This is a genomic window from Stenotrophomonas sp. 24(2023), assembly GCF_030913365.1.
Classification (GTDB): Bacteria; Pseudomonadota; Gammaproteobacteria; order Xanthomonadales; family Xanthomonadaceae; genus Stenotrophomonas.
In genome coordinates this window covers 1,395,457-1,408,326 of record NZ_CP133160.1, presented here as the reverse complement: position 1 = coordinate 1,408,326, position 12,870 = coordinate 1,395,457, and the positions used below count along the sequence as shown (strand labels likewise).

Annotated in this window: 8 protein-coding genes; 3 read left to right on the top strand and 5 right to left on the bottom strand. The window is 69.5% G+C overall.

Annotated elements, in window-relative coordinates:
• Positions 1 to 212 precede the first annotated feature (212 nt).
• Positions 213 to 2,747 carry a methyl-accepting chemotaxis protein gene (locus tag Q9R17_RS06205; RefSeq protein ID WP_308157559.1) on the top strand — a complete coding sequence of 845 codons (2,535 nt, stop codon included), beginning with the start codon at positions 213 to 215 and terminating at the stop codon, positions 2,745 to 2,747.
• 51 nt (positions 2,748 to 2,798) lie between these two features.
• Here Q9R17_RS06205 and Q9R17_RS06200 read toward each other — a convergent pair whose 3' ends face one another.
• From Q9R17_RS06200 to Q9R17_RS06180, 5 genes are all read right to left on the bottom strand, one after another.
• Complete coding sequence (locus Q9R17_RS06200; RefSeq protein ID WP_308157558.1) at positions 2,799 to 5,330, bottom strand: sulfite reductase flavoprotein subunit alpha; 2,532 nt, start codon at positions 5,328 to 5,330, stop codon at positions 2,799 to 2,801.
• A gap of 109 nt (positions 5,331 to 5,439) precedes the next feature.
• The gene (locus tag Q9R17_RS06195) at positions 5,440 to 6,000 is read right to left on the bottom strand and encodes a TlpA disulfide reductase family protein (RefSeq protein WP_308157557.1); all 561 of its coding nucleotides are present in this window, start codon (positions 5,998 to 6,000) and stop codon (positions 5,440 to 5,442) included.
• Entirely contained in the window at positions 5,997 to 8,354 is a 2,358-nt protein-coding gene (locus Q9R17_RS06190) for a protein-disulfide reductase DsbD domain-containing protein (protein WP_308157556.1), read from the bottom strand. The genes Q9R17_RS06195 and Q9R17_RS06190 overlap by 4 nt, the downstream gene beginning before the upstream one ends.
• Positions 8,354 to 8,692 carry a divalent-cation tolerance protein CutA gene (gene cutA, locus Q9R17_RS06185; RefSeq protein ID WP_308157555.1) on the bottom strand — a complete coding sequence of 113 codons (339 nt, stop codon included), beginning with the start codon at positions 8,690 to 8,692 and terminating at the stop codon, positions 8,354 to 8,356. The genes Q9R17_RS06190 and cutA overlap by 1 nt, the downstream gene beginning before the upstream one ends.
• A gap of 84 nt (positions 8,693 to 8,776) precedes the next feature.
• On the bottom strand, positions 8,777 to 10,570 hold the full coding sequence (locus tag Q9R17_RS06180; protein ID WP_308157554.1) for an endonuclease: 1,794 nt from the start codon (positions 10,568 to 10,570) through the stop codon (positions 8,777 to 8,779).
• A 268-nt stretch (positions 10,571 to 10,838) separates the two neighbouring features.
• Here Q9R17_RS06180 and Q9R17_RS06175 point away from each other — a divergent pair, with 268 nt between their 5' ends.
• Together Q9R17_RS06175 and groL are read left to right on the top strand one after the other, a co-directional pair.
• Positions 10,839 to 11,126, top strand: a complete 288-nt coding sequence (locus Q9R17_RS06175; protein WP_006396661.1) for a co-chaperone GroES — start codon at positions 10,839 to 10,841, stop codon at positions 11,124 to 11,126.
• 83 nt (positions 11,127 to 11,209) lie between these two features.
• On the top strand, positions 11,210 to 12,859 hold the full coding sequence (gene groL, locus Q9R17_RS06170; RefSeq protein WP_108766502.1) for a chaperonin GroEL: 1,650 nt from the start codon (positions 11,210 to 11,212) through the stop codon (positions 12,857 to 12,859).
• Positions 12,860 to 12,870: the final 11 nt, after the last annotated feature.

Here is a 12,870-nt window from a genome sequence, read left to right as displayed (position 1 = left end):
AGCCGGTGGGGCACCTACTGTGCGACCGCAACCGGGGTTGAGGTCAAGCGCGGTGTCATCGGCGCGTCGCCTGCGGCCGGTACAAAGGCCGCGCGCGCCAGCCCTCCGGCGTGTGCGGCTCAGGCCCTGCACGGCGACGGCGTGCCACATGCGACCCTAAAGTTGCTGGAATGCCTGCCGATAACGAGGCGTCATTACGCCTGGAGTCTGACATGCTGGCCGTCGTTCCCCGCCTGCGGTCCCTGCGCACCCGTGCAGCGGCGCTGCGTCCCGCCCTTCCCGGCCTGTTGGCGTGGCTGCAGCCGCACCGGCTGAGCGTTGCCAACAAGCTCAAGGCCACCGTGCTGGTATGCAGTGCCGGCCTGGTGGCCATCGCCGCAGTCTATGGCTGGAGCCATCATGCCAGCGCGCAGGCTGAACGCAGCTATGCCAGCTACCAGCGCGGCACCGACCTGGCCGCCTCGCTAGCCACCCAGGTTGCCGAAGCGCGGCGCCTGCAGACGCAGTATGCGCGCAGCTTCGATGCGGCGGACCGCCAGCAGCTGCTGGCGGCGCAGAAGGCCCTGCAGGAAGACCTGCGCGCGCTGCGTGCATTGCCGATGGATGCCGGCCGGCGGAAGGCCCTGCAGGCACTGGCCGCGTCGGTGGACAGCTTCGCCGAGGGCATGGCGGCGCTGTTCGCGCGGGTGGATGAAATGGGGCGCGGGGAGGCCGGGCTGGCAGCCCAGCTGCAGCAGGCGGCCGATACCCTGCAGTCGCGCGTGGACGCGGCGCAGCGCCCTGCGCTGGACCTGCACCTGCAGAAGATGCGGCGGCAGGAGGCCCTGCTGCTGCTCAGCGGTGATGCCGCCCATGCCGACCGGGCCAGCGAGGAAAAACTGCCGTTCGAACTGGGGTTGGCCGGTCTGCGGGCCGATGCGCAGGATGCACTGCGTGCAGGCATGGAAGCCTACCAGGGCAGCCTGCTGGCATACACCGCCGCCCGCGTCGGCCTGGACGTGGAGGCCGCGTCGCTGGCCGATACCGCGGCCACCGTTGCTTCGGCGCTGGATACGCTGCAGCAGGCGCAGGCCACGGCCCTGGCCAACGCACGGGCACGCCAGCAGGCCGCGGCACGCACGATGACGGTGCTGTTCGCGGCGACGCTGCTGCTGGTGGCCAGCGTGCTGATCACCAGCCTGGTGCTGGTGCTGCGCGCGGTACGCCGCCCGATCGAAGACACCCTGCGCTTTGCCGGTGACATCGCCGATGACCGTCTTGATACCCAGCTGCGTGTCTACAACGCCAATGACGAGATCGGCCAGCTGGCGCAGCGCCTGATCCACATGCAGCAGCAGCTGCGCGAGCGCATCGATACCGAACGCGCGGTGGCACGCGGCAACAGCCGCGTGCGCCAGGCACTGGACTGCGCACAGACCGGCCTGATGGTGGTCGATACCGATGGCCGGGTGGCCTACGCCAACCCCGCACTGCTGGCCCTGCTGGGCATTCCCGCACCGGCGCTGCTGGGCCAGCCGGCCGATGGCCTGCACCCGGCACTGGCCGCGCTGCTGCGGGTGCGCCGGCGCGAGGAGCGGGAAATCACCCATGACGGCACCCGCTTCCAGCTGGTGGCCAATGCCATCATCGAGGACGGCCATGCCCTGGGGGTTGCCGTGGAATGGCGCAGCCGCGCGCTGGAGACCCTGATGGAAACCGAAGTGGCGGCCCTGGTGGATGCCGCTGCCCAGGGCGAACTGCAGGGCCGGATCGCGCTGGAGGGCAAGCAGGGTTTCGTGCTGACCCTGTCCACCAGCCTCAACCGCCTGCTGGCGGCCTTCGAGCGCAACCTGGGTGACCTGCAGGCGCTGCTGGCCGCGTTGGCACGCGGAGACCTGAGCGTACGCATGGACGGCGACCTGCAGGGCGTGTTCGCCACCATGCGCGACGATGCCAACGCCACCCTGGCCCAGCTCAACCGCATCGTCGGCCGCATCCAGCAGGCCGCCCATGCGATCGATAGCGACGTGGCCGGCATCGCGGCAGGCCACCATGACCTGTCACGCCGCACCGAACAGCAGGCCGCCAACCTGGAGGAGGCCGCCGCGTCCATGCATGAGCTCACCGATACGGTGGGCCGCAATGCCACGGCGGCCGGCGAGGCCGATGCGCTGGTGCAATCCACCGCCGATGTCGCCACGCGCGGTGGGCAGGCCGTGGGCAAGGTGGTGGCGACCATGCAGGACATCAGCGGTGCATCGCGCCGCATCGGTGAGATCACCAACCTGATCGATGGCATTGCCTTCCAGACCAACATCCTTGCGCTCAATGCCGCCGTGGAAGCCGCGCGTGCCGGTGAGCAGGGCCGCAGCTTCGCCGTGGTGGCCGCCGAAGTGCGGCTGCTGGCCCAGCGCAGCGCCGATGCCGCAAAGCAGATCAAGGGACTGATTGCCGATTCGGTGGCCCAGGTCGGCCAGGGCACGGCGCTGGTGGCCGAAGCGGGTACCACCATGGAAGCGATCGTCGAAGGCGTGCGGCAGCTCACCACGCTGGTGGCCAGCATCCGTGCCGCCTCGCAGGAACAGCATGCGGGCATCGCCCAGGTGAACCAGACCGTGGTGCAGATGGAAGCCACGACCCAGCGCAATGCCAGCCTGGTCGAGGAGGCCGGCGCATCCACCCAGGCGATGCAGGCCCAGGTGCGTGCGTTGGCCGATGCCGTGGCCGCGTTCCAGCTGGCACCATCGCCACGCCGCGCGGCGGCGTGAGGCAACGGCAGTGCGACCCGGGGCCAGCGCCCCGGATCGTGCTGTCAGGCCTCAGTAGACATCACGCCGGTAGCGCCCCTGTTCCAGCAGGCTTTCCACGTGGTCCTCGCCCAGCACGTCGCGCAGCACGGCATCCACGCCACTGGCCATGCCCTGCAGCGAACCACAGACATGGATCACGGCATCGTGTGCCATCCACGCGCGCAGCGTGTCGGCGGCGCCGGCCAGGCGATGCTGCACGTAGTCCGGCGTGGCGCCATCGCGCGAGAAGGAGCGGTCCACCCGTACCAGGTGCCCGCTGGCCTGCCAGGCCATGATCTCCGCGTCGAACAGGGCGTCGTGCGCACGCTGGCGTTCGCCGAACAGCAGCCAGTGGCCGGCTTCGCCCGCATGCGCCGCTTCGCGCAGCAGGCTGCGCAGGCCGGCAATGCCGGTACCGTTGCCGATCAGCAGCATGCGGTGGCCAGGCAGGCGGTGGAAGCCGGCATTGCGGTGCACGCGCGCGGCAATGCGGCCGCCCACGGGGGCATGCAGGCACAGCCAGCCCGAACCCAGCCCCGGCCGGCCGCCAGCATCACGGACCTGCCGCACGACCAGTTCCACATCGGTGTCGTGGCCGGCGCTGGCGATGGAATACTCACGACCGGGCAGCAGGGGCAGGCCGGCCAGCCAGCGTGCGCCGTCCTGCACCGGCAGCGCGCTGCCGGCATCGGGCAGCTGGCGTTCGGCGGCCAGCTCCAGCAGGGTGCGCAGCTGCCCATCGACCTGCACCGGGCACAGCGGGTCCACGCCATGGGCGTCAAGCACGGCTGCCACCTGCCGGGGGTCCTGGCGTGGTGCGATATGCAGGATGTCGCCGGCGTTCCAGGCGGTGCCGGCGGGGGGCGCCAGCCGCACCTGCCAGATCGGGCCGCCCTGGCTGCCGGCGTTGAGCAGGTGGCGGCCCTGCAGCGTCCAGTCGTGCAGCCGGGTGCTGGGCGGCAGCGCGCTGTCCTCGTCGGTGGCCACGCCGGTCAGCGTGGACAACTGGCGCTGCCAGTGCCGCAGCATGCCGGCATCGGCGGCGTCCACGTCCACGCGTGCGAACAGCGCCCGCGCGCCCTGCCGCAGCAGCCAGTCATCCACCTGCCGGCCGAACCCGCAGAAGCGCGGGTACTGCTGGTCACCCAGTGCGAGCAGCGCGTAATGCAACTGCGGCAGCGGCGCCACCTGTGGCAGTACCTGGCGTGCGAAACGGCGCGCCGAATCCGGTGGCTCGCCGTCGCCGAAGGTGCTCAGCACGAACAACGCGCGCGTGGCGCGCTGCAGCCGTGCCACCTCCAGCCGTACCAGCGGCAGCACCTGCACCGCCATGCCGGCGCCCTGCAGCTGCGCCGCGGCCCGCCAGGCCAGCTGTTCGGCCAGGCCGCTCTGGCTGGCGTGGACCACCAGCCACGGTGCGTCGGTGCCGGCCGGCGGTGCCGGGGCGGGCGCGGTGTGGCGCAACGCCCGTGCAGCGCGCTGGCTGCGGCGGCGGTCCAGGTACAGCAGCCAGCCGGTGATGAAGAACAGGCTCATCGCCAGGCTGGTCAGCATCAGCACGATGCGGCCGGGTACGCCGAAGAAGCTGCCCGAGTGCAGCGCGAGCATGCTGATGGTCAGCTTGGTGCCGGCAGTGAGCGTGGCATAGGGGCGGTAATCGAGGATGGCGCCGGTGGCCGGGTCGAGCTGTAGCAGGTCCTGGGCACGATCGTGGTGGCCGCCGCGCAGGGCCGGATCACCCGCCATCACGCGCGCCGTCAGCGGCTGCCCGGGCTTGCCGGGCAGGCGCAGGTCGATGAAGCCGGTGCGGACCCCCGGCAACGCATACAGGCTGGCCTGCACCCGTTCCAGGTCCAGCCTCGCCTGCGTGTCGGCAATCACATGTACCGGCGGCGTGGCACCCAGCAGGCGCGTGGCGCCGTTGCGGTACCAGTCGAAGGACCACCACAGCCCGGTCAGTGCACTCATCAGGTACACCAGCAGCACCCAGCTGCCGACCACCGAATGCAGGCTCCACAGGAAGCTGCGGCCGCTGCGCTGCCATTCCACCACCAGCCAGCTGCGCCAGTGCCACCAGCGCCGGGGCCAGCGCAGGTACAGGCCGGACAGGGCGAAGAACAGCAGCGCGATGGCACAGCTGCCGACCACCAGCTTGCCGCGCTCGCCGACGGCCAGATGGCGGTGCAGGTCTTCGACGAAGTCGAAGAAGGCCTGCCCGCGCAGCGCGCTGAAGCGCTCGCCGGTATAGGGATCGAACGTGATCCAGTGTTCCTTGCCCCCGGTGAAGCGGGCGGTGGACAGGCGCTGGCCGGTGGCATCCACGCGCAGCCGCTGCAGCGCGCGGCCATCCTCGTGGGCCAGCCGCGGTACCAGTTCATCCAGGGGCAGCGGTGGCTGGCCCTGCTGGTGCTGTTCGACGATTTCCTGCAGGCCCGGGTTGAGCGCCCGCAGCATTTCGTCCTCGAAAGAGAGGGTCGCGCCACTCAGGCCCATCACGGCCAGTACGGTGCCCGCGGTGATGCCCAGCAGCCAGTGCAGTTGGAACAGAACGGTCTTGAGCATCGGAAGGCAACCGGCGCGCTGCCGCCCGTCTCCGTGCGCAACAGCAAATGAGAATTGATCGCGAATTCTGCGGGGCCCGGGCAGGGCGGTCAACTGCGGGCGCGGGTGCTCAGGGCGCGCTTGCCCAGGCTTCGATCTCGCCGTGGGCGAAGGGCCCCAGCCGGGTCTTCAGCAGGCGGCCCTGGGCATCGAACAGGGCCGTGTAGGGCAGCAGCCCCTGCCGGTTGCCCAACTGCACGCTGGCATCGGCCGGGCCGGGCGTTTCCAGCACGATGGGGTAGTCCACCGGCACCTGTTGCAGGAAATCGCGCACACCCTCGGGCGTGTCCAGCGCCAGCCCCAGCACCTGCACGCCGGCCGGGCCCTGGGCCTGGGCGAAGCGGGCCAGTTCAGGCATTTCCTCCACGCAGGGGGCGCACCAGCTGGCCCATACATTCACCAGCAGGGGCCGCCCGCGGGCGTGCTGGCGCAGGTCCAGCGGCGGTCCGTCCAACTGCGGCAGCACCAGGGCGGGCAGGGCGTCGCCGGGCTGCAGGGGCGCCACCGCCGCGCGCGCGGCGGGCGCGGCCGCAGGGGGGATGGCCGGGGCACTCAGGCGGTGGCCCGCCCACAGGCCCAGGCCACCGGCCAGCACCGCTGTCCACAGCAGTGCGGGCCGGCGCCAGTTCACCGGGCGGTGCGCAGCAGCGCTTCTTCGACCAGTGCCTGGGTCAGCACGGTCGGCAGCACGGTCGGCGGTGCGCCGGGGCCGTACACCACGTACAGCGGCACGCCCACGGCCTTGTGCTCGTCCAGGAAGGCGGTGATCACCGGGTCGACATTGGTGTAGTCACCGCGCATGTACACCGCGTTGGTGCGCTTGATCAGGTCCTTGAATTCCTTGCGCCCGAGCACGGCGCGTTCGTTGGCCTTGCAGCTCACGCACCAGTCGGCGGTCATGTTGACGAACACCACCCGGTTGTCCGCGCGCAGGCGGCCGAGCAGTTCCGGCGAATACTCCACCACGTTCTCGCTGACCGGCTGCGCGGCACGTGCCGGCGGGTCCATGCGGGTGACCATCCAGGCCGGCACCGCGGCCGACAACGCCAGCAGCACGCCCAGCAGGCTGGCTGCCTGGCGGCTGCGCCAGCGGCTGCGCTCGTACAGCCACAGGCCCAGTGCCAGCAGCAGCAGGCCGAACAGGGCCAGCGCCATGCCATCCACACCGCGCTGCTTGCCCAGCACCCACAGCAGCCACAGCGCGGTGGCGTACATGGGGAAGGCCAGCACGTTCTTCAGCGTTTCCATCCACGGGCCGGGCTTGGGCAGGCGGCGTGCCAGCGCCGGCACGAAGCCGATCAGCAGGAACGGCAGCGCCAGGCCCAGGCCGAGGAACAGGAACACCAGCATCGCCTTGAACGGCGGGGCGATGAACGCATAGGCCACCGCGCCGCCCATGAACGGGCCGACGCAGGCGCTGCCGACCACGCAGGCCAGGGCGCCGGTGAAGAAATCGCCCAGCGGCCCGCTGCGGTTGGCCAGCGACTGGCCCAGGTTGCCCAGCCCACCGCCCAGGGTGAACACGCCGGACAGGCTCAGGCCCACGGCGAACATCACAAAGGCCAGCGCAACCACCACGCCGGGGTGCTGCAGCTGGAAGCCGATGCCCACCGCCTGGCCGAGCATGCGCAGGCCGACCATCAGCGCGCCCACCACCGCGAAGGCCACCAGCACGCCCAGCGTGTACCACAGGGCGTGGCTGCGGGCGCGTTCGGCGCTCTCGCCGCTCTGCGCCACGCTGAGCACCTTCAGCGACAGGATCGGCAGCACGCAGGGCATCAGGTTCAGTACCAGCCCGCCTGCCAGGGCCAGCATCAGCACCCACAGGAACGAGCGTTCCGGATCAGGCGTGCTGGCCGGTGCCCGGGTGCGCAGGGCGTTGTCGCTGCGTGCATCGGCGCTGCCGATGGGCGCGGCGTCGGCCGCCGCGGCATTGGGCACGGTGGGCAGCAGGCGCAGCGGCGCCCCGTCGGTACCCGCGCGGTTGCCCGGCACATCCACCGCCTGCGCCGTGGCGATGACGGCGCTGCTGGGAGCTTCCCCGGCGGCCTTGGTGCGGGTGTCGCCCGCCGGGATGGCCAGCTTCACCCGCCGGGTCATCGGCGGGTAGCAGATGCCATCGGTCTGGCAGCCCTGGAAGGTCACCACCAGGGTGCCGTCAGTGGCTTCGGCACGGCTGCGGTTGAGCGGCAGCGGCACTTCCACCTGGTTGAAGTACACCGCCACATCGCCGAAGTGCTCGTCGCGGTGCGACTGCGCGGCCGGCCAGCGCAGCGCGGCCGGCTTCACGCCGGCGGCGTTTTCCAGCTTCAGCGAGGTGCGGTCGCGGTACAGGTAATAGCCCGGTGCAGGGCTGAAACGCAGCAGCAGGGTGTTGCCGTCGGTGGCGATGGCATCGAAGCCGAACGCCTGCTCGGCCGGCAGCGGCAGGGCCTGCGCGGTGCTGGCCGTGCCCGGCAGGCGCAGGCCGCCACTGCTGCCAGCGCCGGCCAGCGGGTTGCGGAACGGCGTGCCCTTGTCCGCGGCCAGCGGGGCGCTGGCCGTCGCATCACCGCCGGGCAGGGTTACCTGCACCACGCGCTTCTGCGGCGGGTAGCAGACGCCGGCATCGGCGCAGCCCTGGTAATGCACTTCCAGGCTGATGGTACCGGCCGCGTCGGTCGGCGCGCCGGGCAGGGTGGCCTGCAGGCGCTGCCGGTAGGTTTCCACCTCGCCGAAGAAATCGTCGTGGTGCTTGTCGCCGGCCGGCATCTGCAGCGTGCCGGCATTGAAGGCCGGATCGGCCTTGACGCTGGTGCGGTGCCGGTAGAGGTAATAGCCGGGGGCGATCCTGAAATCCAGCTGCACCTGGTCACGGGCGGTGGCCTTGGTGGTCAGCGCGAAGGCCTGGTCCACCGGCAGCAGGTCTTTCTCGCTGACCGCCCAGGCGGGCAGGGCGAGCAGGTACAACGCGCCCAACAGGGCGGCACGACGAAACAGCGTCATCAATCAGCGTCCTCCCGGGTCTGTGCCCGGATCCAATCCAGATAGGCCGGCAGTCCGGCCCGGGTTTCGACCGCGATGCACTCGGGGAGTTCATACGGGTGCAGTTCGACAATCCGGGCAATTGCGTCATCGACGCACGCGGCCGTGGTTTTCACCAGCAGCTGCAGCTCGGTGTCGGTGGTGATCTCGCCCTGCCAGCGGTAGGTGGACTGCGCGCCTTCAAGGCGCGTCACGCAGGCGGCCAGCTGTTCGCCCACCAGCGCGTGCGCGATGCGGTCGGCACTGGCCCGGTCCGGGCAGGTGGTGAGCAGCAGCAGAACGGGCGAGGCAGTCGGCATGACCGCCGAGTATAGGGCCGCTGCCCGGCCACAGGGGCCGGGCAGCGGGATACAACATTTCGTAAATCGATGCCGCCGGCCGGTTCAGTTCGCCAGCTGGCAGGTGGCCGGTTTGGTGGAGGTGAACAGCGCCGGGGTCGCCCACTCCGGGTGGTCGATGAACGGGTTGCGGTTGCCCTGGAAGCTGTAGACCACGTCGTTGCGGGCGCGTTCGGTGGCATCCGGCGGGTCGGCCAGGTGCCATTCGATCAGGGTCGAGAGCAGGCCCATGTAGGCCGGCGAGCTGCTGGTCTTGACGATTTTGCTGCGGTCGTCGGTCAGCTCCAGGTCCGGCTCGGACTGGCCGGTGGCCGCATCCTTGCCGCCCTCATAGCGGATGGCCATGTACATCACCGCACGCGCCATGTCGCCCTTTCGGTGGCCCCATACCTGGAAGGTGCCGGCATTGCCATCCGGGCTGCGCACCCAGTTGGAGTTGCCCGGGTAGCCGCCGCTGCCGCCGCCCTGGCCGTTGTTGGCCTCGGTGGCGCGCTCGCCACAGCTGGCATCGCAGGTGCCGAACGGCTTGTTGCCACGGTCGGCGTTCCACTGCGCATCGGTCAGGTACAGCATGTGGGTGTCGGTGTAGGGCGCATACGGCAGGCCCTTGTCGCCGGTGGTGCTGGCAAAGCCCAGCGAGTTGGGCCAGGTGTGCTCGCGGTTGTACTTCAGGCCGCCGCCACTGCCGGCGCGGTCGGTGACCTTGGCATAGCTGCGGTTGCGGTAGGCATCCAGGATCCGGTTCGGGTTGTTCGGGTCCTCATCGGCGATTTCCAGGATGGTCCAGGTGCTGGTGCCCGAGCCGCTGTACGGGTACACCGTGTGGCCCTTGATGGTGGCGTGCAGCGAGCAGCGCAGCTGGCTGGGGCTGGAGGTATTCACCCGCGCGTAGTAGCCGGCCGGGCCGCCGGGGGTACCCGGGTCCGGGTTGCCGGTGCTGCTGGCCACGGTGAAGGCGATGCGCGAATCGGCCGCCGGATGGGCGCCGTCGGCATCGGTGATGCGCGCGGCGCGGATGTCGAAGCGGCAGGCCTCGCCGGCCACCAGTGCCGTGTTGGTGGACAGCTTGACCGTGCGGCCGCTGGCCGGGTGGCTCAGGGCGATGGCCCCGGACTGGCCGCAGCTCAGCGCGAACGCGCCGCTGGCCAGGTTCACCGTTTCGCTGAACACCACTTCCAGGTCGCCGGCGGCCGGGAAGGTGCTGCTGCCCTGCGCCGGGGTGGTGGTGGACACCGAGGGCGGCGTGTTCGGGCCCGGGGTGCCGCCGCCGCCGTTGAAGGCCTGGCCGTGGTTGCAGCTGCCGAAGGTCTGCGCGGCCGATTCGGCCCAGGTGAAGTGGGCGTACTGGCTGCCGCTGCCGGTCAGCTGCAGCGAGGTGCCCGGGGCGGTGCTGTTGGTCTCGGCCACCGGGATGTTCTGGCTGGTCATGCCCGCCGCCGGGCCGTTGGCCGCGGTGATGCCGCCTTCATAGCTCAGGAACTGCACGACCTTGCCGCTGGCATCGACCAGGGCGATGCCGTCGTTGGGGCCGTTCTGGATGCCGTTGGTCGGGTAGGTGACCACGGCCAGGGTGGCGCTGCCGCAGCCGGCGGCGGTGCCGGCCGGCACCGCGGTGTTGGCATAGACGGTTGCGGCCGACGGCGTGCTGCCGTTGTACAGGTACAGGCGGTAGCCGGTCAGGTCCTCGCCGGCGGTGGCGACGACCTCGATGGCCTCGCCGACGTCGCCGGCGGGCGTGCTGTCGTCGTAATGCAGCTCGTTGATGAAGACATCGGCCCGGGCCGGGCTGGCGGCCAGGGCCAGCAGGCAGGCCAGGGCAATCGGGGACTGCGGTCGCATCGAACACTCCTTGTGATTGATGTTTCCCGGCCGAATCTACCCAAACCATGTGACAGGGCTATCGAGTGACCGGTAGCGCGTGCCCGATCCGCGACGTGGGTCACCCAAAAATTTTCGGCAGGCGCCCCTTGAAAGGTCCGGGGTGGTCTCCATCTCTGCTTCGTCCCGAGTCATCGGGTTTCTTCACGTGCGGTTCTGGCAGTCCCCTGGGGGGAGTGCTAAAATCGCCGGACTTTTTCAGACCAATCAACAACTTAAGAGGTCTCACATGAGCATCAAGCCGCTGCACGACCGCGTCGTGGTCAAGCCGATCGAAGCCGACGAAATCTCCGCCGGTGGCATCGTCATTCCGGATTCGGCCAAGGAAAAGTCCACCAAGGGTGAAGTCGTGGCCGTCGGCCCGGGCAAGCCGCTGGACAACGGCAGCGTGCGTGCGCCGTCGCTGAAGGTCGGCGACAAGGTCATCTACGGCCAGTACGCCGGCAGCTCGTACAAGAGCGAAGGCGTCGAGTACAAGGTCCTGCGCGAAGACGACGTGCTCGCCGTCATCGGCTGAGCCCCGGCGCGACCTGTTCCATCCCCTGATTCCAAACACCCAGCCGCCGGGCATGGCCCGGCGCTACCAATGAGGTAATCGCAATGGCTGCCAAGGATATTCGTTTCGGTGAAGACGCCCGTTCGCGCATGGTGCGCGGCGTCAACGTTCTCGCCAATGCCGTCAAGGCCACCCTGGGCCCGAAGGGCCGCAACGTCGTGCTGGAAAAGAGCTTCGGCGCCCCGACCATCACCAAGGACGGCGTCTCCGTCGCCAAGGAAATCGAACTGGCTGACAAGTTCGAGAACATGGGCGCGCAGATGGTGAAGGAAGTCGCTTCGCGCACCAACGACGACGCCGGCGACGGCACCACCACCGCCACCGTGCTGGCCCAGGCCCTGATCCGCGAAGGCGCCAAGGCCGTGGCCGCCGGCATGAACCCGATGGACCTCAAGCGCGGTATCGACAAGGCCGTCGTGGCCGCCGTCACCGAGCTGAAGAACATCTCCAAGCCGACCGCCGACGACAAGGCGATCGCCCAGGTCGGCACCATCTCGGCCAACTCGGACGAGTCGATCGGCCAGATCATCGCCGACGCGATGAAGGAAGTCGGCAAGGAAGGCGTCATCACCGTTGAAGAAGGCTCGGGCCTGGACAACGAGCTGGACGTGGTCAAGGGCATGCAGTTCGACCGCGGCTACCTGTCCCCGTACTTCATCAACAACCAGCAGTCGCAGACCGCTGACCTGGATGACCCGTTCATCCTGCTGCACGACAAGAAGATCTCCAACGTCCGTGACCTGCTGCCGGTGCTGGAAGGCGTCGCCAAGGCCGGCAAGCCGCTGCTGATCGTTGCCGAAGAAGTCGAAGGCGAAGCGCTGGCGACCCTGGTGGTCAACACCATCCGTGGCATCGTCAAGGTCGTGGCCGTCAAGGCACCGGGCTTCGGCGACCGTCGCAAGGCGATGCTGGAAGACATGGCCGTGCTGACCGGCGGCACCGTGATCTCCGAAGAAGTCGGCCTGTCGCTGGAAAAGGCCACCATCAAGGACCTGGGCCGCGCCAAGAAGGTGCAGGTTTCCAAGGAAAACACCACCATCATCGACGGCGTGGGCGACAAGGCCAACGTTGATGCACGCGTGGGCCAGATCAAGACCCAGATCCAGGACACCTCCTCCGATTACGATCGCGAGAAGCTGCAGGAACGCGTGGCCAAGCTGGCCGGCGGCGTGGCCGTGATCAAGGTCGGTGCCTCGACCGAAATCGAAATGAAGGAAAAGAAGGACCGCGTCGACGACGCCCTGCACGCTACCCGTGCAGCCGTTGAAGAAGGCGTGGTCCCGGGCGGCGGCGTGGCCCTGGTCCGTGCGGTCACCGCACTGGCCGGCCTGAAGGGTGCCAACGAAGACCAGAACCACGGCATCCAGATCGCCCTGCGCGCGATGGAAGCCCCGCTGCGCGAAATCGTCGCCAACGCCGGTGAAGAGCCGTCGGTCATCATCAACAAGGTCAAGGAAGGCACCGGCAGCTTCGGCTACAACGCCGCCACCGGCGAGTTCGGCGACATGCTGCAGTTCGGCATCCTGGACCCGACCAAGGTGACCCGTTCGGCCCTGCAGAACGCTGCCTCGATCGCTGGCCTGATGATCACCACCGAAGCCATGGTTGCCGAAGCGCCGAAGAAGGACGAGCCCGCCATGGGCGGCGCCGGTGGCATGGGCGGCATGGGTGGCATGGGCGGCATGGACTTCTAAGTCCACGCGTT

What these genes read in the sequence shown, in the direction of transcription:
- Q9R17_RS06205 (WP_308157559.1), top strand. Translation starts at nt 213, where the DNA reads ATGCTGGCCGTCGTTCCCCGCCTGCGGTCCCTGCGCACCCGTGCAGCG.
- Q9R17_RS06200 (WP_308157558.1), bottom strand. Translation starts at nt 5,330, where the DNA reads ATGCTCAAGACCGTTCTGTTCCAACTGCACTGGCTGCTGGGCATCACC.
- Q9R17_RS06190 (WP_308157556.1), bottom strand. Translation starts at nt 8,354, where the DNA reads ATGACGCTGTTTCGTCGTGCCGCCCTGTTGGGCGCGTTGTACCTGCTC.
- cutA (WP_308157555.1), bottom strand. Translation starts at nt 8,692, where the DNA reads ATGCCGACTGCCTCGCCCGTTCTGCTGCTGCTCACCACCTGCCCGGAC.
- Q9R17_RS06180 (WP_308157554.1), bottom strand. Translation starts at nt 10,570, where the DNA reads ATGCGACCGCAGTCCCCGATTGCCCTGGCCTGCCTGCTGGCCCTGGCC.
- Q9R17_RS06175 (WP_006396661.1), top strand. Translation starts at nt 10,839, where the DNA reads ATGAGCATCAAGCCGCTGCACGACCGCGTCGTGGTCAAGCCGATCGAA.
- groL (WP_108766502.1), top strand. Translation starts at nt 11,210, where the DNA reads ATGGCTGCCAAGGATATTCGTTTCGGTGAAGACGCCCGTTCGCGCATG.